At 41.3% G+C, this 20,094-nt stretch carries 22 protein-coding genes; 6 read left to right on the top strand and 16 right to left on the bottom strand.

The features are described 5' to 3' along the window. Positions 1 to 201 precede the first annotated feature (201 nt). The 7 genes from NST81_RS05270 to NST81_RS05240 form a co-directional block, all read right to left on the bottom strand. Complete coding sequence (locus NST81_RS05270) at positions 202 to 1,299, bottom strand: ABC transporter permease (protein WP_341028736.1); 1,098 nt, start codon at positions 1,297 to 1,299, stop codon at positions 202 to 204. Next, positions 1,296 to 2,549 carry an ABC transporter permease gene (locus tag NST81_RS05265; protein WP_341028734.1) on the bottom strand — a complete coding sequence of 418 codons (1,254 nt, stop codon included), beginning with the start codon at positions 2,547 to 2,549 and terminating at the stop codon, positions 1,296 to 1,298. Before NST81_RS05265 ends, NST81_RS05270 begins: the two co-directional genes overlap by 4 nt. Positions 2,550 to 2,564: 15 nt before the next feature. Next, positions 2,565 to 3,497: an ABC transporter ATP-binding protein gene (locus tag NST81_RS05260; RefSeq protein WP_341028733.1), complete on the bottom strand. Its 933-nt coding sequence runs from the start codon at positions 3,495 to 3,497 to the stop codon at positions 2,565 to 2,567. A 235-nt stretch (positions 3,498 to 3,732) separates the two neighbouring features. Then, a complete protein-coding gene (locus NST81_RS05255; protein ID WP_048622870.1) occupies positions 3,733 to 4,362 on the bottom strand; it encodes a response regulator transcription factor in 630 nt (209 codons plus the stop codon). Further along, a complete protein-coding gene (locus tag NST81_RS05250) occupies positions 4,340 to 5,461 on the bottom strand; it encodes a sensor histidine kinase (protein ID WP_061778467.1) in 1,122 nt (373 codons plus the stop codon). Before NST81_RS05250 ends, NST81_RS05255 begins: the two co-directional genes overlap by 23 nt. 189 nt (positions 5,462 to 5,650) lie before the next feature. Continuing rightward, positions 5,651 to 6,892, bottom strand: coding sequence for a beta-ketoacyl-ACP synthase II (gene fabF, locus NST81_RS05245; protein WP_003353693.1), 1,242 nt, complete (start codon positions 6,890 to 6,892; stop codon positions 5,651 to 5,653). 37 nt (positions 6,893 to 6,929) lie between these two features. Beyond that, positions 6,930 to 7,862 (bottom strand): beta-ketoacyl-ACP synthase III, encoded by a 933-nt coding sequence (locus NST81_RS05240; RefSeq protein ID WP_341030473.1) that lies wholly within the window; start codon positions 7,860 to 7,862, stop codon positions 6,930 to 6,932. 244 nt (positions 7,863 to 8,106) lie between these two features. On the opposite strand from NST81_RS05240, the gene NST81_RS05235 reads away from it, so the two are divergent. Beyond that, positions 8,107 to 8,343 carry a hypothetical protein gene (locus NST81_RS05235; protein ID WP_341028731.1) on the top strand — a complete coding sequence of 79 codons (237 nt, stop codon included), beginning with the start codon at positions 8,107 to 8,109 and terminating at the stop codon, positions 8,341 to 8,343. Between the two features lie 124 nt (positions 8,344 to 8,467). On the opposite strand, the gene NST81_RS05230 is transcribed toward NST81_RS05235, so the two are convergent. The 4 genes from NST81_RS05230 to NST81_RS05215 form a co-directional block, all read right to left on the bottom strand. Continuing rightward, positions 8,468 to 8,653: a ComZ family protein gene (locus NST81_RS05230; RefSeq protein ID WP_003353696.1), complete on the bottom strand. Its 186-nt coding sequence runs from the start codon at positions 8,651 to 8,653 to the stop codon at positions 8,468 to 8,470. Beyond that, entirely contained in the window at positions 8,654 to 9,631 is a 978-nt protein-coding gene (locus NST81_RS05225) for a BMP family ABC transporter substrate-binding protein (RefSeq protein WP_341028730.1), read from the bottom strand. 229 nt (positions 9,632 to 9,860) lie between these two features. Then, positions 9,861 to 10,694 (bottom strand): hypothetical protein, encoded by an 834-nt coding sequence (locus NST81_RS05220; RefSeq protein WP_048622867.1) that lies wholly within the window; start codon positions 10,692 to 10,694, stop codon positions 9,861 to 9,863. 178 nt (positions 10,695 to 10,872) lie between these two features. Continuing rightward, on the bottom strand, positions 10,873 to 11,610 hold the full coding sequence (locus NST81_RS05215; protein ID WP_048622866.1) for a hypothetical protein: 738 nt from the start codon (positions 11,608 to 11,610) through the stop codon (positions 10,873 to 10,875). Between the two features lie 189 nt (positions 11,611 to 11,799). Here NST81_RS05215 and NST81_RS05210 point away from each other — a divergent pair, with 189 nt between their 5' ends. Continuing rightward, positions 11,800 to 11,982: a YjzD family protein gene (locus tag NST81_RS05210; RefSeq protein WP_003353700.1), complete on the top strand. Its 183-nt coding sequence runs from the start codon at positions 11,800 to 11,802 to the stop codon at positions 11,980 to 11,982. Positions 11,983 to 12,096: 114 nt separating this feature from the next. Here the strand turns inward: NST81_RS05210 and clpB are convergent, their stop codons facing one another. From clpB to NST81_RS05190, 4 genes are all read right to left on the bottom strand, one after another. Continuing rightward, positions 12,097 to 14,694 (bottom strand): ATP-dependent chaperone ClpB, encoded by a 2,598-nt coding sequence (gene clpB / locus NST81_RS05205; RefSeq protein ID WP_341028726.1) that lies wholly within the window; start codon positions 14,692 to 14,694, stop codon positions 12,097 to 12,099. 105 nt (positions 14,695 to 14,799) lie between these two features. Further along, positions 14,800 to 14,979 (bottom strand): YjzC family protein, encoded by a 180-nt coding sequence (locus tag NST81_RS05200; protein ID WP_040341183.1) that lies wholly within the window; start codon positions 14,977 to 14,979, stop codon positions 14,800 to 14,802. Between the two features lie 358 nt (positions 14,980 to 15,337). After that, positions 15,338 to 15,649 (bottom strand): metal-sulfur cluster assembly factor, encoded by a 312-nt coding sequence (locus tag NST81_RS05195; RefSeq protein WP_048622864.1) that lies wholly within the window; start codon positions 15,647 to 15,649, stop codon positions 15,338 to 15,340. Between the two features lie 75 nt (positions 15,650 to 15,724). Next, on the bottom strand, positions 15,725 to 16,528 hold the full coding sequence (locus NST81_RS05190; protein WP_341028723.1) for an alpha/beta fold hydrolase: 804 nt from the start codon (positions 16,526 to 16,528) through the stop codon (positions 15,725 to 15,727). A gap of 324 nt (positions 16,529 to 16,852) precedes the next feature. On the opposite strand from NST81_RS05190, the gene NST81_RS05185 reads away from it, so the two are divergent. Beyond that, on the top strand, positions 16,853 to 17,002 hold the full coding sequence (locus NST81_RS05185; RefSeq protein ID WP_341028721.1) for a hypothetical protein: 150 nt from the start codon (positions 16,853 to 16,855) through the stop codon (positions 17,000 to 17,002). Between the two features lie 277 nt (positions 17,003 to 17,279). Here NST81_RS05185 and NST81_RS05180 read toward each other — a convergent pair whose 3' ends face one another. Beyond that, positions 17,280 to 18,134 carry a YitT family protein gene (locus tag NST81_RS05180; protein ID WP_341028720.1) on the bottom strand — a complete coding sequence of 285 codons (855 nt, stop codon included), beginning with the start codon at positions 18,132 to 18,134 and terminating at the stop codon, positions 17,280 to 17,282. Positions 18,135 to 18,261: 127 nt separating this feature from the next. Between NST81_RS05180 and NST81_RS05175 the strand changes: the two genes are divergently transcribed. From NST81_RS05175 to NST81_RS05165, 3 genes are all read left to right on the top strand, one after another. Next, entirely contained in the window at positions 18,262 to 19,131 is an 870-nt protein-coding gene (locus NST81_RS05175; RefSeq protein ID WP_327804931.1) for a DegV family protein, read from the top strand. 111 nt (positions 19,132 to 19,242) lie between these two features. Continuing rightward, the gene (locus NST81_RS05170; RefSeq protein ID WP_003353709.1) at positions 19,243 to 19,374 is read left to right on the top strand and encodes a DUF3941 domain-containing protein; all 132 of its coding nucleotides are present in this window, start codon (positions 19,243 to 19,245) and stop codon (positions 19,372 to 19,374) included. Positions 19,375 to 19,532: 158 nt separating this feature from the next. Continuing rightward, a complete protein-coding gene (locus NST81_RS05165; RefSeq protein WP_003353710.1) occupies positions 19,533 to 20,024 on the top strand; it encodes a YajQ family cyclic di-GMP-binding protein in 492 nt (163 codons plus the stop codon). Positions 20,025 to 20,094 lie beyond the last annotated feature (70 nt).

Genomic DNA, 20,094 nt, shown 5'->3' with positions numbered 1-20,094 from the left:
ATTTATATTTATGTTCAAAACCATTCAAAAGACACAAAAAAGCAAGGCCACTAAGCCCTTGCTTTCCAAAATGATTCAGGGAGGATTGCTCTCTAATCTATGTTTTTCTTCACAAGGTTAGCGAAAACGAAATCGTCTCATTTTTGTTCCAATCATTGGCCAAATTTGTCCGTATCATCTTCTATTTTATGAATGGTCCCGTTAAACATGCCTTCGCTCCATCAAGTTGATCCCGATTCCCATTAACACCACTCCCATCATAAACAGAATGCTGATCGGATATAACAATTCGCTGAACGAATAATGATAGATGGTCGCTTCTTTCAGCGCCTGCATGGCATAGGTCACCGGCACAAACTTTGAAATGGCCAGAAGCACTTGGGATGAAACGATCTCAATCGGCCAATAAGCTCCACCGACCATTGCCATGCTGACCGCTAGAATTTGCAAGATGGCCCGAAACTGCGGAACGCTCTTGCAGATGCCGGTAAGAAATATAGAAAGAGCCACAACGGAAAATACATAAGGAATCAAAATGACCAGCGTTTTGGCAAAACCACCATAAAAATCAACGCCTATTGCATAAAAAACAGAAAAAACCATCAGAACTTGAATGTACCCTAAGACAAAGCAAAACAATAAATTGCCTGTGTACATTTGCCATTTTTTAATCGGGGAAAAGATCATTCGATCCCAAATTCCCTCTTTTTTCTCCTGCAATATATTCACAACTTGAAAAGCAATGGTATAAATCACAAAGAATAAAGCGAAACCGAATAAGCTTTGCAGATGAGGATCAATAATCACCGTACCGTGATCGTGCAAACTTTTTTGTTTGATTTGAAAAAGCGGTTGGTCTAAATCTTTAAGAACTCGCTCTTTCATTTCCTTTGGCATCTTTTCCAATTCGATTTTGATGTGGCGATTTTGGAAATACTCGTCTTGGACCTTTTCTGCATACCGCTTGATCAGCTGTACGTTTCCGGTTTGTGAGGTGACCACAAGACGAAAGTGATCTTTTGACAAGATGATGCCAGCTTCTGCTTTTCCTTCGCCAACCATTTGTTGAACGTCCTTTTCCGTTGTCAACCGAAAGTCAACCAAATCGAATTGATGGAATTCGTGCAACACCGTCTTTGTTTCCTTTTCGTTCAATTGGCTGGCTACAGGAACGATCATTTTCGTATCATTTGCTTTTCCGACGATAAAAGCAAAACCGACGCAAATGACAGAAATCAAGAAATAGCCCCACGGTTTTCTCAAAAACATTTGCCATTTTGCCAGAAGAATCGCTTTCATGCAGACATCTCCTTTCTAGGAAATATCATCCACCCGATCATGAATAAACAAATACTTAATGCAAGCAAATATCCAAAAGAGCCAACGACTTCAGTAAATCCGTAGCCTTGCAAAAGCTTCAAATAGGCATTCATTCCCGCCCCATTCGGAGTCGCATTGCCTAGCCATCGAAACACATTGGAAATCTGTCCGACGGGGAAAAAGCTGCCTCCGACAAATGCAAAAACGGAAACAATGGCGGATGAAAAAAACGTAGACGCCGACTCCGATTGGCTGCGGAAATTGATGGCCATCATCAACACTGCCAATCCGCCCACAGATGCGCTTAACGATATGGAAATAGCCAGGAAGGAAAACCAATTAGGCCACTTCACTCCGTACACAATTTCTACCGCCCCATATAAAATCAATATTTGCAGCAACGCTAGAACAAAAGCGGATAAAAAAGTTCCGAATACGTATTTAAAGATCGGAATATTAGCCAAAACCATCCTGTCAAACGCATGAGATTCTTTCTCTTGAAAAGCATAAGTCGATACTTGAGAAACGATATATAATACAAACATTACGCTCATTCCCACAGTATAATAGGTAATGGCTTTCATAGGTTTTCTTTTCGTTACAGACTCCATCGAAATTTCCGCAGGATGATGATTGCCGTTGAAACGAATTCCGTTTTTCGTCATTGCCGTGTTAGTGGTCAACTGGTCACGGTACGACCTAACAATATCAAGAGCGGCCAGTGCCGCCATTTTCCCATCATTTTGATAGAAAGTCAGCTGCGGAACTCGTTTTTCTCCTAAAAAGACATGCCGGTACACATTATAAGAAAAATGTTTCGGAACAACGATCACAGCAGATACATCCCGTTTTTTCCTGATATCGTCAAGATCGGTCCTGCCTTTGATGCTCACTTCCATATATTTCTTCACATTGGGACTATTAAAAATACCTTTTAATTGTTCAATAGGCGAAAACGATTGGGTCCCCTCTATCAAATTCTGTTTTTGCTGCTGTGGAATCGAAGATTGCTTGATTTCTTGAATCAATTTTTCCTTATCCTTTTGTTCATTTCCTTGAATGATGATGGCCACTTTTCCTTTTATCGGTTCATCGCCGCCATCCATAACGCTGCCAAGAGCGACGCCTAAAATCGTAATTAATAGAAACGGCATTCCCAACAGCACAAGCAGCTCCTGTCGGTTTCGCAGTAATAATAGCAATTGTTTTTTCACAAGCGATGCGATCATGTTCTTCCCCCCTTATTAGTCTCTTAATGCTTTTCCGGTAAGATGCAAAAATACATCTTCCAACGTCGGTGATTGAACATCGATAGAAGTAATGACCGTATCCGTACTCTCCGCGAATCGAAAAATTTTTTGAAAAAGGTTCACCTGTTTCGGAACGATAATCGATACTGTTTGATTTCCCACTGAGACTTTTCGTATGGTCGGTTCTTGGTTTAAAACATGGACGAATTCTTCCTTGAGCCTCTCCGTTTTGATCACGATCGTCTTTTCGGCCGAAAGAATATTTTTAATCTCCTCTTTGGTTCCGGAGGTAATGATTTTCCCGTTGTCCATGATATAAATCCGATCGCATAGGAACTCGACTTCTTCCATATAATGGCTTGTATAAAGGACCGTCATTTTCTTTTCTTCGTTCAGCCGCTTGACAGTTTGTAAGATGAAATTGCGAGATTGCGGATCAATTCCAACGGTCGGCTCATCCATGATGATCAATTCCGGGTCGTGAAGCAATGCTGCCCCAATATTCAGTCGTCGTTTCATCCCGCCTGAAAAATGTTTCGTCAAATCATGCTGCCGATCTTTAAGACCAATGATGTCCAATACTTCATCCACTTTTTTCTTTTTTTCTTTTCCTGAAAGCTTATACATTCTTGCGAAGAATTCCAAGTTTTCTCTTGCTGATAAATCCATATATAAGGCGATCTCTTGCGGAACAATCCCGAGAATCGAGCGAAGATAAGCCGGATGCTTAATCACGCTTTCGTTATTCAATCGAATATCTCCAACCGTAGGAGGAATCAACGTTGCGATCATGGAAATGGTTGTAGATTTTCCAGCGCCGTTTGGTCCCAAAAGCCCTACCGTCTCGCCTTTGTTCAGATACATATTGACCCCGTCGACAGCCGTTATTTTTTTAAATTTTTTCGTGATATTGACCACATCAATCATGTTTTCTTTCTTCCCCTTTCGTTTTTCTATTTACATGGTACTGAGTTTGCGATCGGGAAAACACTATCTTCCGTCATCTCTTCTTTTCCAAAACTATGACCTCCGTCATTGTTTAACAATGGTTGCGACAGGAAACTCCGCTTCTATCAGCGTTTGATTTCGTAATGTCATTTTTTGTAGACATATGTTTTTGGCGATAAAAAAATGTCGGTATGCACCGACACTCTTTTGTTTATTAGCAAAGCCCATTTTTCACGGCAAAAATCGCCAATTGAGTACGATCTCGAAGATGCAGCTTTTGCAAAATTTGCGAAATATGATTTTTGACGGTTCCCACCGATAAATAAAGCTCGGCGGCAATTTCCCGATTGGATTTTCCTTCTCCCACTAAAATGGCGATGGTTTTTTCACGGGGCGACAGCGGAAGCTCTATTGCTGGTTTGGGATGGTTGAATAATTTCGGCACCACTTTTGCCGCCACTTCCTCATGAATGGTGATTCCTCCACTCATGCAGCTGTGAATAGCTCGGATGAACGCCTGCGGCTCCGCCGATTTCAGCAAAAATCCACTGGCTCCGTCCCTTAAAGCGGCCTCGGCATATTCTTCATCATTAAAAGTGGTAAGTATCAGTATTTTCACATGAGGCCATCGCTTTTTGATTTCTCTCGTTGCTTCCAATCCATTCATCACCGGCATGCGAATATCGATCACTGCCAAATCAACGTGATTCCGTTCTAAACATTTGAGAGCTTCCAGACCGTTCTCTGCTTCTTGAATCACTTGAATTTCCGGATCTTGTTCCATCATCATTTTTAATCCTTGCCTTACGATGGGCTGATCTTCAACCAATAATACTTTCCACATTACGGTTTTCCCCCTTTAACGGAAAGCTCCCTTCCACTACAAAATCCGTTTCCGTATAGTAAACCGTCAATTTTCCGCCAATTTCCTTTAATCGTTCTTCCATATTGGATAAACCGAATCCAAAAGTAAACTCTTTTTTTTCAACCACTTTATTCGAAATGGAGAATTCCAGTTTTCCAATCGCGTCGAACCCTAATTGCAGCTCCACTTCTTTTGAATGAGAATGGCGCATGGCATTTGTCAATGCTTCTTGAATCACTCGATATAAAACTATACTTTCTTGATTGGTCAGAGGTGTGGATAAAATCCCTTTTTTGATGGTTAAATTCAAAAAAATGTGGCTCTCCGCTTCTAACTTGCGTATAAGTTCTAAAACGGTTGCAATTCCTTCATGCTCCTCTGTCCTCAAAGCTCTTACCGCCTGCCTTGTTTCTTCTAAACTATCTTGTACCAATCCCTTCAATTCTTCAAAATCTTCTCCTTTCTGCATGGATAAAATTTGCAAATGCATAAGCAGTGCAGTGAGTTTGTGCCCAACAGAGTCGTGAATATCCCGGGCAATTCTTGTTCGTTCCTCCAGCCTTGCCGTTCGCTCCGATTCATAAGAAATACGCTTTAATTTTCGAAACTCCCCGACCAGCGTTTCATACAGCTTTTGTTTTTCCTTCAGAGCTGCAAAACTGCGATTTAAACTGAACGTTAAAATGGCAAAGAGAGAAGAAACTAAAAGAAAGGGGCTTTTTTCCGGTACTTTCCAATAAAGAAATAAAAAAGACAAAATCAAATAAGAGCCGAACGAGTAAAGAAAGTCTTTGGAACTTAGCAATACGGCTCCTTCCATCATCAAATACAAAAACAAAAAAAGGATATACACCTTCGTTTCCGAAGATGCGAAGAACCCGAATGAAAAGAGCAAAATCCCCATCACACCATGCAAAACAGCTGGTTTAGGCACGACGGATAGCAAAAAATAGCCGATCAACAAAAGGGAAAACAAAAGAAGCAAAACGGCAAAATGTTGAGTCGGCTCAAACTCCTGATACAAAAAGACAACACTTATCAAACTAAAAATCACGAATCGGATCCAAAAAAAGGACACTGTCATTTCTCCTAATCGTCTTTTTTTCAGTTTACTATACCGCTCAGGTTTTTGAATATATTTTTTGGAATAGTAAAAATGATTTTCCATCAAAAAAGGACAGAACGGAAAAACACATTCTGTCCTTTTTGAGGGTTTCCATCATCTTATCCTACACATGCAAAATGAATCGTTTAAGACATAAACCCATTACTGTTCATATTTTTTAAAAACAATCGTGGCATTATGTCCGCCAAATCCGAATGAATTACTGATGGCTGCGCGAACCGTTTGTTTTCTTGCTTCATGTGGAACGTAGTCGAGATCGCAATCCGGATCTTTTGTTTCCAAATTGATAGTCGGCGGCATGATATCATTTTTTATTGAAAGGACGGTGATGATAGCTTCCACGCCCCCGGCCGCACCAAGCAAATGCCCTGTCATGGACTTAGTGGAGCTAACAGCTAGACGGTATGCATGTTCACCAAAAACCGTTTTAATGGCCGCCGTTTCAAATTTATCATTGTACGGCGTGCTTGTTCCATGGGCATTAATGTAATCAATATCTTCCGGTTTTAAACCGGCATCCTGGAGCGCCTTTTTCATAGCCCGCGCTCCTCCTTCTCCTCCCGGGGCAGGAGCTGTAATATGATAAGCGTCGCCTGTCATGCCATAACCAACGATTTCAGCATAAATTCGCGCTCCTCTTTTTAATGCATGTTCCAGTTCCTCCAAAACAATAATTCCTGCACCTTCCCCTATGACAAAACCATCGCGATTTGCATCAAAGGGGCGGCTGGCCGTTTTTGGATCCGGATTTGTAGAAAGAGCAGTATTGGCGCTGAAACCAGCAATACTCATACGAGTGATAGGAGCTTCTGTACCGCCCGTCACCATCACATCGGCATCTCCGCGCTGAATCGCTTTAAAAGCGTCACCGATAGAGTTTGTGCCGGTTGCACAAGCTGTCACCGTACAGGAATTAATTCCTTTGGCACCAAGTAGAATAGAAACTTGGCCGGCTGCCATATCAGGAATCATCATCGGAACAAAGAACGGGCTGACTCGGCGGTAACCTCTTTTTTGGAATGTTTCAAACTGCTGTTCAAATGTTTCCATGCCGCCGATGCCGGAGCCGATCCACACTCCCACTCGTTCTGCATTTGATTCATCAATGACTAGATCAGCATCTTTTACAGCTTGAATGGCAGCAGCTACGGCATACTGAGTAAAGCGATCCATTTTTCTTGCTTCTTTTCGTTCTAAATAGTCTTCCGGATTAAAATCGTTTATTTCAGCTGCTACTTTAGCAGGAAATTCATCAGGATTCACTCTTGTCAGAGGCTTAATCCCGCTTACTCCGTTTATGATATTTTCCCAAGAAGTTTCAACATTTAATCCAACAGGTGTAACCGCACCAAGCCCGGTTACAACAACACGTCTTTTCTCCATTACCCCATCTCCTTTACGAGTTCAAGAAGATTTATTTTTACCGTCCCCATCTTAGAAGAACAGCTCCCCATGTCAGACCACCGCCAAATCCTACCATCACGATAACCTGATCATCTTTTATTTTACCAGCTTCCAGTTCTTCCACAAGCGAAATTGGAATAGAGGCAGCAGAAGTATTTCCGTATTTATGAACGGTTTTCGACATTTTTTCAACAGGAAGCTCCAAGCGTTGGCGAGCAGATTCCATAATCCGAATATTGGCTTGATGAGGAATTAGAAAATCGACATCTTCTTTCGAAAGTCCCGCTTTTTCTATCACACGAATGCAGGATTCTCCCATTTGTCGAACCGCAAACTTGAACACTTCCCGACCGTTCATATGGATATATCGGTCTTGGTACAAATACTTCCCGCCGGATCCATCCGCACCGAGATCAAAAGCGAGAATTCCTCTTCCTTCAGAAACTGGCCCTACTACAGCTGCCCCTGCTCCATCGCCAAATAGTACAGCTGTATTCCGATCGCTCCAGTCCGTGATTTTCGAAAGTTTTTCAACCCCCACCACTAACACATAGCGGTACGCACCTGAAGTGATAAATTGTTGGGCGGTTGCCAGCCCGTACATAAAACCAGCACAAGCAGCACTAATATCCATCGCCGCTGCATTGGCTGCCCCCAATCGATCTTGGAGCATGCATGCGACCGTAGGGAAAGGCTGATCCGGGGTGACAGTAGCCACTAAAATTAAATCTATTTCTTTTGGAGAAATTCCGGCATGTGCAATGGCGTTTTTCGCAGCTTCAAACGCCATATCGGACGTATCCATATCATCTCCGGCAATTCTCCGTTCTTCAATTCCCGTTCTCGTACGGATCCATTCATCAGACGTATCCATGATTTTTTCTAAATCTGTATTTTTTACAACCTTTTCTGGTACGTAGCGACCAACTCCAATAATTCCTGCGTTCAACACGCTTCCCTTCCTTCTAAAAACTTTGTTCAACGAGCGTTCGTTGCGAAAAATACGCAATGAGCGTCCATTGACTTATAGAAAGTGGTATAAGCACATATTATTACCTGGTACTAATCATAACAAAAATACTTTTGTCTTGCAAACTTTTTTCCTCAACCCACTATATCTATGGGACTCTATCCATTCCGTTTTAATTGAGACACATAAACTAAAAGGTAGAAGGAAAGGGGGCAGCTAACTTATGAGTACGGAAGAGAAGCAAAAAACCAATATACATCCTTTTGACAAACTAATGTTTGGCCAACATGAACGTAACGGCGAAAAAAAATCGGAGAACAAAAAAGATGAGATGGATCTGGAAAACGTTGATTTTATGGAATTGATGAATCAAATGGATATATTGATGTCCTCTTTTGAGCATTTTAAACCACTTTGGAATAAAGTCACGCCGTTATTGGAAAAATGGATCAAGAAATAAAGAAACTTTTTCATTCGTCCAACAGGAAGGATGAAATTCATGAACTTTTAAAACTTGCGGCAAAAAAGCGGTCTATGATTTAGGGGAGAACCCAATTATCATAGGATTCCCCCCTTTTCCATTCCTATTCTTTCAAGGCTTCTTTTTTCCCTAATTCATATGCTTCGTTCATCACTTTCAAAAACAGATCCATAAAAGGCTGAATCAACTCCATGGAAAGTTTGATTCCCGCTTCCTTTAATTTTTCTTGCGCCTCAGGTAAGTATTTCATGGCCATTTGCACGAATTCCATATTTTTTTGTTCATTCATTTAAATGCCTCCCTTATCACTTTTGCTTGGCAGCTTTCCTGTTTTGGTATAAATGGCGATATCGCGATTCAACCGGTCTCGGAATGGTTTATCAACCACGGGGCTCCATTTACCCATCGTAATGACACCGTCTTGAAAATCAAAATACAAATTTCCAGGAGGAAGCTTTCCTTCTGCAAAACGCGCGGCGGCTACTTCATAAAGTTTATCAACATGCTGTACAGTACTTGTAAGCACCGTATACTTTCCTAAATCCGATTGGTCAGACACATAGCCAATGGCATATAATCTTTTTTCTTTCAATTTTTGAATAACCGGGACACTGTAGCGGTCGCCGGCCGGATACACGACATCCGCCCCTTTGTCAATCAGCCCATCAAGCAAATGAAGCGCCTGATCTGTGTCATCCCAATTTCCGACATATTGTTTAAACACTTGAACGTCAGGATTTTCATATTTGGCGCCATCCACAAACCCTTTGATCTCCGGCTGCCATTTATAGGTAGCAAGAACAGCAATCTTTTTTGTTTTTGTTTCATGGGCGGCTGTCATTCCTCCAAAAAATCCCATAGCATAACCTTCAAACTTGAGGCTTGTCGTATTTTTGCACTTGGCATTCCCATTAAAACTGACAAAATGGATATTTGGAAATTTAGGCGCTATTTGATTAAAGTTTTCTGCATATTCACTTCCATGTCCAAAAATTAAATTAATCCCTTTATGTGAAAATTCCTCTACTGCTTTTTCCGTTAGCACTTTTGAGTTCATCCATTCTTTGTAATAAACATCCACACCGAAACGTTTTTGAATGCGAAGCATACCACTGTATCCTTTTGTACCCCATACTTGATCATTTATGGTTTCCGGTACCAGTATTCCAACTTTTTGAAGATGTCCTTTATCATCTTCTTTCTTGCAAGAAGATAGCAAAGCAAATAAGATCATCACTATAATTACAACTGCGACTTTTTTTGCCATTCCGAGAACTCCCTCTTTCCAAACCCTCACTTCAGGTAAAAGCTGTTAAAGCATAAAATATGCGTTGATGCTCTAACATGTTAAAGGGAGTACGTGTATAAAAAGAGAAAAATCCATAAAGCACGCCTCCTCCAACTCTTTTAAAAGAAAAATGAGATTTACGAATCTTTCCCATTTCCTCAATAGGAAAAAGTACCCGATTTGGACCAGTCTTTATTCTACACTTCTTCTAAAACTTAAAAAAGGGGAAATCACAAATCTCTCGTTTTTTTATATGAATAATTTGCTTTTGTACTGCTTCGTCTATAGGTAATTTGTTTTCAACCTGCAAGGTTTCAAAAGGATAGGCATTTCGTGATTGATCTTTACAGCGTTTTTTTAAAGCGTTTATTTGTTCTTCGTCATGGATCACACGGCTCATAACCGCTTCCCAGCTCGACGGATTGGCATTTACCAGGATAAAAGTATTAGACTTTTCTTTTTGCCTGTTGATGACGTCGACGGCATCCTCTACGTATAAAGCATCCTCAAGATCCTCATCAATGCAAGCTTGTTCCCATTGAAAAGCAGGATTGGTCATCGCTTCCGCCAATAAAAAAGAATTGGGCTGGCGAGGGCCGAAAACGGTCGGTAAATAAAAAACAGTTACGGACGCTTTTTCTTTTTCAGCTTGTTTTCGGAGTTCCTCCGCCTCCACGTATAGATCATGTTTTTCTTTTCTTTTCAACCAAATAGATGGATACAGAAAGATAAAATGATGTTTTTTCCAATCCAAACTTTTTTCAACAACGGGCTTGATCGCCTTCCAAGCGTTTTCTTTTCGGTGGTAATAACCATCATAAAAAGAAAAAACGAGATAAGATGGGGATGGTATGTGCTCAGGTCTTTGAATATGATGAAATTTTTGATATTGAAAATTAGCATTTCTCCCTATCTCCAACAATCGATCCTCATCCAGCTCATCTTCATCGCAGCCAAGGACCGTCATTCCTTCCTCTAAAAAGACTCGGCACAATTCAAATCCAATAAATGAATTGCCGGAAAACACAACTGCATCATTCATAGGCATCCCCCCTTATTCCCCATATAGCTATTTTATGCTTCCCAATCTTAGCTGTTAAAGGATCTTTAGTAAAAAATGAACTTAAGCGAGGAAACTCTTTCATTTAAGCTTCTTTTGGTAGAGCATATGCGATCTTTTTTAAAGGATCCTTCTTTTTTATGAACCGTTCGTTTCCGGTTTATAATTCTTTTTCATGCTCGCGAAAATATCGCAAACATTTTCGAATAATAAGCGGCCGCTTCTCCGGCAAAAAGAATTCGAGTTTTACCGGCAAATGGTTCCTCATCCGTTCTTTACAAACGGATTGGACGACTTCCAATTGTCCTTTATACGATAGGTGTCCAATTATTTCTATAAAATAAAGGGGATTTTTCGTTTTGATCAGCGGAATGACCGTATCCTTTTGGATCACTTTTTCCCATTCCTTTTCTTCGACCTGATAAGCCACAGAAATTTCCTTCCTGAACTTTTTCAAGAAGAACTTCTGTTTTCTTTCTTGCTCATTATGCAATCGTAGGGAAATACACGGAGTGATGACGACTGCACAGCGCAAATTGGACTGAATACCCGTTAACATGTTTTTTAGTAAAAGCGCTCCGGTTCCCTCAGCTAGAATATGAATACGCTGATTGATAATCTCCTGTCTTTTTATATAGTGGTATAAGTTCAATGCAGATTCCACGGCCTTTTCGCTTCCCCAATGGGCCCCAAAAAAGTTGGAATAAAATACCAGATAGCCGGATTTCGTCAACTGGTCAATCCAATCCCTCCTAGTTTCGTTTTCCATCCAAAAACTCCCTTTTTCTGTGACATAATGATTTTGATCTCCTAGAATCATAACGGCAAAACCGTTCGGCTTTACTGGATAATGAACAATGCACCACTCTCTATCATGCTGAAATATCTTTTGCTGCATGATCAACTTCTCCTTTTGCATAGTGAGTCTTAATATTGTATGAAGGCAACAGATTTTTCGATAAGAAATCAGCCTATTCAAAACGGAGGAGTTTCAAATGTGTAAGAAAGATTTCATCATCGAACGGAAGTGTGGTAAGATAGAGGTATAATAGGTACATACTGATTTATAAAACGAGGTGAATAACCGATGCGTTTCATTATGACACTGGTATGGGCATTTCTTTTGTCTTTAATGCTCGTATATGTTGTGGGAGCAATGGCCGGAGCAGCGTTTAATTTCAGTCTCAGCCTTCTTTTAACGTTTGTCTTTGCGATTCTGATCTTTTTGTTAAGCTCGCTGATTCCGGACGAACCGGTTGAAAAACATTGAGTCCAAAAGGGGCGGCCGATGAGGTCGCCCCTTTTGGCTTGTGGCATCTTTCATCAATGGCCAAAATGGATACTTCAGCCATGAAGGTGTGAGCGAACAGATCCCCCCGTCTATTTAAGAAGAACGGACAATGAGCTCTCCGTTTTCTTCATCAATCACCGCTTCTTTATTTGGCAAAATATCTCCGGCAATAATCGCCCTTGCCAGCTTAGTCTCTACTTGATGTTGAATGAACCGTTTCAATGGCCGGGCTCCATATACCGGATCGAATCCCTCTTTCGCAATGAGCTTCTTAGCGTTTTCCGTGACTCTAAGATCCAATTCCTGATCTTTCAGTCGTTGTTTTAGTTCACCGAGCAATTTTTCCACAATGGCTTCTACGTTCTCCATCGTCAACGGTTTAAACAAAATAATATCATCCACACGGTTTAAAAATTCCGGGCGAAAGTGATGCTTTAATTCGTTCAATACTTTTTCTTTTGTCTCCGGTTGAATGTCTCCTTCTTCTTTTCGATCTAACAAGTAGGAAGAGCCTAAGTTGGAAGTCATAATGACAACCGTATTTTTGCAATCAACCGTTCTTCCTTGTGAATCCGTGATTCGACCGTCATCCAGCATTTGCAGCAAAATATTAAATACTTCCGGGTGCGCTTTTTCTATTTCATCCAATAAAACAACCGAATAAGGTTTACGGCGAATGGCTTCCGTAAGTTGGCCCCCTTCTTCATAGCCGACATATCCAGGAGGAGCACCGATTAAACGCGAAACAGAAAATTTTTCCATATACTCGGACATATCGATCCGAATCATTTGCTCTTCGCTATCGAATAATGCCTCTGCGAGTGTCTTTGCCAGCTCTGTTTTTCCGACGCCTGTCGGACCAAGAAATAAAAACGATCCGATCGGACGATTTGGGTCTTTAATTCCCGCTCTTGCCCTTAGTACAGCATCACTCACCAGCTTCACTGCTTCTTCTTGGCCGATTACTCTGTTTTGGAGAATTTGTTCTAATCGCAGTAATTTCTCTCTTTCTCCTTCCACAAGCTTGGTAACGGGTATGCCTGTCCAACGGGAAACGATCCCCGCAATTTCTTCTTCTGTCACCTCTTCCCGAAGAAGCCGATTCTCGTCCTGTTTCGTTGCGGCTTCGTTTTCCAGTTCCTTCAGTTCTTTTTCTACTTGGGGAATTCTTCCATGGCGCAATTCAGCTGCTTTATTTAAGTCATATTGGTTCTCCGCCAATTCCAGCTCCCTGCGAAGTCTTTCCAACAGTTCGCGTTTTTCCTGAACTTTTTGAATAGCCTCTTTCTCTTTCTGCCATCTTGCCCGCATTTCGTTCGCTGTTTCTCTTAAATCCGCCAATTCTTTTCTTAATATCTCAAGGCGTGCTTTGCTGGCATCATCCGTCTCCTTCATTAAGGCAGCTTCTTCAATTTCAAGCTGCATCACTCTTCTCGTCACTTCGTCCAATTCTGTCGGCATCGAATCGATTTCCGTCCTGATCAAAGCGCACGCTTCATCAACCAAGTCAATCGCCTTATCAGGAAGAAACCGATCGGAAATATAACGGTTAGAAAGCGTTGCGGCGGCTACAAGAGCCCTATCATGGATATTAACGCCGTGGTGAATTTCAAACCGTTCCTTTAAGCCCCGTAATATCGAAATCGTATCTTCCACTGTTGGTTCTTGAACGAGAACTTGCTGGAAACGACGTTCAAGCGCCGGATCTTTTTCAATATATTGACGGTATTCATCCAATGTTGTGGCCCCAATACAATGGAGTTCGCCTCTCGCCAGCATCGGTTTCAACATATTCCCTGCATCCATGGCTCCCTCTGTTTTTCCGGCGCCCACAATCGTATGCAGTTCATCAATAAACAACAATATTTTCCCTTCGCTTTTCTTAACCGCATTTAAAACCGCTTTTAACCTTTCTTCAAACTCGCCCCGAAATTTGGCTCCAGCGATCAGCGCGCTCATATCCAAAGCAAAAATGGTTTTATCTTTCAATCCTTCAGGGACATCTTTGCGGACAATCCTTTGGGCAAGGCCTTCCACAATCGCGGTCTTCCCAACACCCGGTTCACCGATTAAAACCGGATTATTCTTCGTTTTCCGAGACAGAATCCGGATCACATGGCGAATTTCGCTGTCCCTGCCAATGACAGGATCCATTTTTCCTTGTCTCGCTTCCTCGACAAGATCCCGTCCGTATTTTTTCAATGCTTCATAGACGGCTTCCGGATTTTGGGTTGCCACTTTTTCATTCCCCCTTATCTCTTTAATAACAGCAGCCAACTGCGACTTTGACACTTGATGTTTATGTAAAAACTGTTTCCAGTTGTGATCCGGTAAATCCATGCTTGCCAAAACCACATGTTCTACCGAAAGATAATCATCCTTCCATTGCTCCCGCACCTTGTCTGCTTTTTGAAAAAGCATCTGCAGATGATTAGAAAGATAGGCGCCGTACTGGACGCCTTCTCCGCTGACTTTGGGGCATTCGTCCAACCGCTTTTGAAAATAATGGATGATTTCTTCTTTAGACAACCCGACCCGCTCAAAAATATGGGCCATTAAACTATCGCTTTTGTTCAATAACGCATAAAACAGATGAGGTAAGTCCATTTCTGTATTTTGTTGTTGCTCTGCCAATTTTTGAGCTTCCGCCATTCCTTCCTGAAGCGCATACGTCATCCGCTGGATATCCATATGGGTCCCTCCATCCGTTTTTCATTCCTTTTTCCAACATTCATTATTCACTTTTCCGATTTAACTGTAAAGCCATCCGTCTCCGGATGGCTTGCTTGTCGTACATTACGGTTTCCGTTTATACGTCCATATTCGTTCGTCATTTGAGTTTTCCGGGAATCGGTCGCCTTTTGCCAATTTGATTTGCTTTGGATTCACCACATTGCTTCCCGTATCCCCTACTTCTACATAAATTCCGTTATTCGGCGCTTTTTCTCCGGGATGAAATTGCCTTTTTTGTCCCAACGCATGCCCCTCCGCATAAACGACGTTGTTTTTTGACGCATATTTGCGCCTGTACATAGAATTTGCCTCCCGCCATTATCTATACACGGTTATTTCCGTCATCCATTCCAACCATTATCATTACTCCGTTGTTTCTAATAAAAAACACATGCGAGAAAATGAATATAAAAGGTGCCCAACCTTTAGATAGAAGGAGCAAATATTTTTGCCAGGACGACAATAATGGACGAATCATTTGTCGGATGGTTCATTCATTTACAGAAAAAACACCTGCGCACCAATGCGCAGGTGGTTATTCTTACTCATCAGTTCCACTTCTATAAACGATTTTCTTTGGAACTATACAAAGATTTATTGATTAATCAGGAATTCCTAATGCGATTTTAGCGTAGCGAGACATTCGATCTTTTGTCCACGGTGGATTCCAAACGATATTCACATCGACATCCTTAATTTCAGGAATATCGCTCAACGCATATTTCACTTGATCCACAATGGTGGAAGCAAGCGGACATCCCATTGCTGTCAAAGTCATCGTGATCGTTGCTTTTCCTTCTTCGTCCATATCTATACCATAAACTAGGCCAAGATTCACAACATCAATGCCGATTTCCGGATCGATGACCTGTTCAAGTGCACCGAGAATATTCTCTTTTAAAGCCTCATCCACTTCCCTCACTCCTTTTTCGTTATTTAACACTATTTTAATCAAAACCTACGGTAGTAATCAAATCATTCATTCTGATTACAGTTTTTCGGAAAACCATTCCACTGTTTTTAATACTCCGGAACGAGACACTTTATGGCCGCTTTGTTCGTCCAGCATAAAAAAGAGGTCTTCGGGATGATTTTCATATTGATCCCGGTTGGACAAATAAAAATCATAGGCATTTTGAAAAGGAACGATCGGGTCATTTTTTCCGTGCCAAAACATCAAAGGACGCCCTTTGAGTTTTTCCGGCTGCTGGCTTAAATCGTAGGTCCGCAGCCTATTAAAGGTTTTTTCCAGTTCCTTTTCCGTAAAAGGAATATGGTATCCACGCTTTTGAATTTCGCTGATTTGCCAGCGGGCATAATCCTCATACACCGGGGACCCCATCAAACTGACGGCCGCCTTAATCCAAGAATATTGCGTTAAAGCTCCTAAAGTCACAATTCCTCCCATAGATGTGCCGGCAACGCCAATCCGGCCCTCATCTATCCTTTGTTCATAATGATTTTTAATCGCTTCTATTTCTTGGATGGTGTTTACCACAATGTCCCAAAATCGATACGTTAGCTCCCTTTCCGATATGGATTCTTCCCGCTCTCCATGAAAAGAGGCTTCCGGCAAAACAACCCGATATCCTTTTTCGCTTAGATAATAAGCGTAATGAAGATTATGTTCTTTTGCACTTTGAAAACCATGGATGAATATGATGAACGGTATTTTTTGATCCAACAATGATTGTTTCACTACATGCAAGACCGGAATATTGTTCACATATTCGTGTATTTTCGAACGATCATCATTTTGACGAATCCTCCCTTCCCTTTCTTTATGTATCATAATCGAGAGTCCAAAAATTTCCTATACTTTTTTCATTTTTCTTATTTCTTCGTTCGTCATGTTGAATCAATTTTATGAATAGATTAAAAACAACCTAATCTGACAGAGTGGTGGGTAAAAAAAAGGGACTTTTGCAAATGATTCATGACATAAAATGCGATTCCTCAGGCCGATCGATGATGACCAAAAAAACATTCTCGCACCCATGAACGAACGATGCAGGAGCTGGAAAGGCAGGGAGAAAGTACGTGTGTGGAGCACTAGATGATGAGGAACAATGTAAAAGAACGAATTTTCGTTCATCAATAAAAAGGGGTGGATCGAATGGGCAAACGGAATAAATCAAAACGATTTATCCATGACGGGAAAAACTCCGTTCAACAACATGCGTTGAAAATTCCCTACCATATGACATATGCCGAAGCAGAAGCCGCAAAAATGAACAGTTTCCGAAATGACATAGAAGAAATTTAGCTACGATATCATCACGAACTTTCAGCTGAACTAAAAAACGTCAAGGAAATACAATACTTGTCTAACGAAATACACCCTTTCTTAATACCAGCCTTCAAGCCGCGCAAGGGGCCCGTCATTCATACAGGACGGAGCCTGCTTGAGCGGCTCATATCACAGTCCTGCTTGAACGGGCCCAAACTCTTCCTCATCCAATTTTATGGAAAAGATTTGCTGCTGTTTATAATGCGAACGGCGATACATATAGATTCCACTGTCTGGAATTCAGCTTGATGTTTTAGTCTTTTCGGAAGAAGCCGACCACTTCCGCTGTTTCCACAATATTGGTAAAAGCCTTGGGGTCGACACTTTGAATGATTTTTTTCAAATCGTACAATTCATAGCGTGTGATCACGATCATCATCATTTGTTTCTCTTTATTGGAAAAAGCCCCTTTCGCCGGAACAACCGTTATTCCTCTGACCAGTTTTCTGTAAATCGCTTGTTTCATTTCTTCCGGCTTGTCCGTGACAATCATGGCTGTCAATTTTGCGTATCGAGTATGGATCGCATCAATGATTCGGGTGGAAACGTATAAAGAAACAATCGTATAAAGCGCTTTTTCCCATCCAAATACGTATCCCGCTGTCAAAACAATAGCCCCATTCATCAGAAAAAAATAAGTGCCAACCGGCTTATCTTTCATGCGGGAAAGGACCATCGCGATAATATCAAGACCTCCAGTGGAGGCCCCGTATTTAAGTGTCAAACCGATCCCGACAGCCGCTATCACGCCTCCAAAAACAGCATTCAGTAAAATATCATGAGACAACGCTTTAACCGGGAGAAACTGAAGAAAAAAAGACATCAACACTACAGAGAGAAAGCTGTAACAGGTGAAAGATTTTCCAACTTTTTTCCAACCCAAAATGGCCACCGGAATATTTAAAATCAATAAAAAGATACCTGTCGAAATGTGAATCTTCGTAAACTCCTGCAAAAGATTGGACAATAATTGCGAAATACCGGTAAAACCGCTAGAATATACGTTTGCTGGAATTAAAAATAAATTCATTGCCAGTGCGTTTAAAAAAGCACCGAATACGACAATTACGATTTTTTTTGCCTCATTCCCTATTTTGATGGTATCCATTTTGTTTCCTCCTGATTGATCTTGCCTGATGTACTTATTCACCTTATGCTCTTTCCATAAGCATTGTCAAGGGGCAAAAGAATAGATACACTAAGGTTAACAACTTTTGATTGGTAGGTGATTATATATGGCAATTCGTTTATTTACCGACAGCGGCAGTGATCTTCCGCTTTCTTTTTTTCAGGAGCATTCCGTTACGTTAATACCGTTGATCGTTCAATTAGAAAACAAGGCATATGAAGATATCCTTTCAATTGATCCCAAAACCATTCATGATGCGATTCGGAATGGAGCATCTCCCAGTACTTCACAGCCTTCTCCCGAGGTTTTTATGAAGCATTTTACAGAGCTGGCTGAAAGCGGAGATTCAGGGATTTATATTGCTTTTTCCTCCGAATTATCCGGTACCTATCAAACGGCGGTCATGATCCGGGATCAAGTGAAAGAAACTTATCCATCCCTTGATCTCACCATTATTGACTCTAAATGTGCGTCTCTCGGCCAAGGGCTGGCAGTGATCGAAGCCGCTAAAATGTTAGAAAGCGGCGCCTCAAAAGAATCCATTGTCGAAGAGATCACATTCCGCTGCCGGCATATGGAGCATCTTTTTACGGTAGAAGATTTAGATTTTCTGGCAAGAGGCGGAAGATTATCCCGGGCCTCCGCTTTCTTAGGTGGTCTCCTAAATATCAAGCCGCTTCTGCATGTGGAGGACGGAAAATTAGTGCCGATCGAAAAAATCCGAGGCCGAAAAAAACTGTTCAAGCGGATGCTTGATTTAATGGAAGAGCGCGGAGCGGATCTTTCATCCCAAATGATTGGAATCAGTCACGGCGACGACGAACAAACCGCGCTTGAAGTAAAACAAATGATCGAAGAGCGCTTTAGCTGCCGGCATTTTTTCATTCACTCAATCGGAGGAGCCATCGGTTCCCACGCCGGGCCTGGCACTTTGGCTATTTTCTTTTTGAACGAACTTAGAAAAAGCGACTTTTAATATGTCATCAACACTAAAGATCTAACATATTCCGTTCTCCGTTCCTGTTACACATATTATCAACTTTTTGGGTGATACTATCCCTGAAAATGTGAAGGAAGGAGAAAAATCATGCCAAGAACATCCGACAATGACAAAAAAGCAAGAGATCGGCAAGCATCTCGTGAAGAAAAGAACATTTTAGAAGAGAAAAACCGAGAAGCAGGGAAAAACCAATACTCGAAAAAAACCGATCATTTATGATCGACCTTTCTCTTATGGTGTCTTTACAGACCGTCGTGATTGCTAAAGGGGCCGCATCCAGCGTTTTTCTCACCTGGATGTGGCCCCCCTTTATTGATTGTGATTTTGCAATTTGTTTACTATAATGGAAAAAATCGTTTATAGTCGGAGGTTGTTTCATGGCAAAAGAGAATTCGTTTGACATTGTATCAAAAGTGGATTTTTCGGAAGTTACAAACGCAATCAACATTGCACTAAAAGAAATCCAAAACCGCTATGATTTTAAAGGTAGCAAAAGCGATATTTCGCTTGAAAAAGATGAGCTGGTACTAGTCTCAGATGACGAGTTTAAACTCAATCAATTAAAAGACGTTCTTTTAAGCAAATTAATTAAACGAGGCGTACCCATTAAAAATATCGATTATGGCAAAATCGAAGGAGCTTCCGGCGGTACAGTACGCCAACGGGCAAAATTGATACAAGGGATCGATAAAGAAAACGCCAAAAAAATAAACACAATTGTAAAAAATTCAGGTTTAAAGGTAAAATCACAAATTCAAGAAGATCAAATCCGTATCACGGGTAAAAACAAAGATGACCTGCAAAAAATCATCGCTGCCATCCGTGAAGCGGATCTTCCGATCGATGTCCAATTTGTCAACTTCCGGTGAAGGCGAAACATCCATCATCACGTTTTCAGCATATGCCGGTTATAAGAATCAGATTATTTATTCCCAATCG

This window comes from Bacillus sp. FSL W8-0223, assembly GCF_038006805.1.
GTDB lineage: Bacteria > Bacillota > Bacilli > Bacillales > DSM-4216 > Bacillus_O > Bacillus_O smithii.
The sequence above is the reverse complement of the archived record's forward strand: the minus strand, read 5'-3'. Positions and strand labels throughout refer to the sequence as shown.

Excerpts from the sequence above, each read along its gene's own strand:
- NST81_RS05270 (WP_341028736.1), bottom strand. The coding sequence starts at position 1,299 with ATGAAAGCGATTCTTCTGGCAAAATGGCAAATGTTTTTGAGAAAACCG.
- NST81_RS05265 (WP_341028734.1), bottom strand. The coding sequence starts at position 2,549 with ATGATCGCATCGCTTGTGAAAAAACAATTGCTATTATTACTGCGAAAC.
- NST81_RS05260 (WP_341028733.1), bottom strand. The coding sequence starts at position 3,497 with ATGATTGATGTGGTCAATATCACGAAAAAATTTAAAAAAATAACGGCT.
- NST81_RS05255 (WP_048622870.1), bottom strand. The coding sequence starts at position 4,362 with ATGTGGAAAGTATTATTGGTTGAAGATCAGCCCATCGTAAGGCAAGGA.
- fabF (WP_003353693.1), bottom strand. The coding sequence starts at position 6,892 with ATGGAGAAAAGACGTGTTGTTGTAACCGGGCTTGGTGCGGTTACACCT.
- NST81_RS05235 (WP_341028731.1), top strand. The coding sequence starts at position 8,107 with ATGAGTACGGAAGAGAAGCAAAAAACCAATATACATCCTTTTGACAAA.
- NST81_RS05230 (WP_003353696.1), bottom strand. The coding sequence starts at position 8,653 with ATGAATGAACAAAAAAATATGGAATTCGTGCAAATGGCCATGAAATAC.
- NST81_RS05225 (WP_341028730.1), bottom strand. The coding sequence starts at position 9,631 with ATGGCAAAAAAAGTCGCAGTTGTAATTATAGTGATGATCTTATTTGCT.
- NST81_RS05220 (WP_048622867.1), bottom strand. The coding sequence starts at position 10,694 with ATGAATGATGCAGTTGTGTTTTCCGGCAATTCATTTATTGGATTTGAA.
- NST81_RS05215 (WP_048622866.1), bottom strand. The coding sequence starts at position 11,610 with ATGCAGCAAAAGATATTTCAGCATGATAGAGAGTGGTGCATTGTTCAT.
- NST81_RS05210 (WP_003353700.1), top strand. The coding sequence starts at position 11,800 with ATGCGTTTCATTATGACACTGGTATGGGCATTTCTTTTGTCTTTAATG.
- clpB (WP_341028726.1), bottom strand. The coding sequence starts at position 14,694 with ATGGATATCCAGCGGATGACGTATGCGCTTCAGGAAGGAATGGCGGAA.
- NST81_RS05190 (WP_341028723.1), bottom strand. The coding sequence starts at position 16,528 with ATGATACATAAAGAAAGGGAAGGGAGGATTCGTCAAAATGATGATCGT.
- NST81_RS05185 (WP_341028721.1), top strand. The coding sequence starts at position 16,853 with ATGGGCAAACGGAATAAATCAAAACGATTTATCCATGACGGGAAAAAC.
- NST81_RS05180 (WP_341028720.1), bottom strand. The coding sequence starts at position 18,134 with ATGGATACCATCAAAATAGGGAATGAGGCAAAAAAAATCGTAATTGTC.
- NST81_RS05175 (WP_327804931.1), top strand. The coding sequence starts at position 18,262 with ATGGCAATTCGTTTATTTACCGACAGCGGCAGTGATCTTCCGCTTTCT.
- NST81_RS05170 (WP_003353709.1), top strand. The coding sequence starts at position 19,243 with ATGCCAAGAACATCCGACAATGACAAAAAAGCAAGAGATCGGCAAGCA.
- NST81_RS05165 (WP_003353710.1), top strand. The coding sequence starts at position 19,533 with ATGGCAAAAGAGAATTCGTTTGACATTGTATCAAAAGTGGATTTTTCG.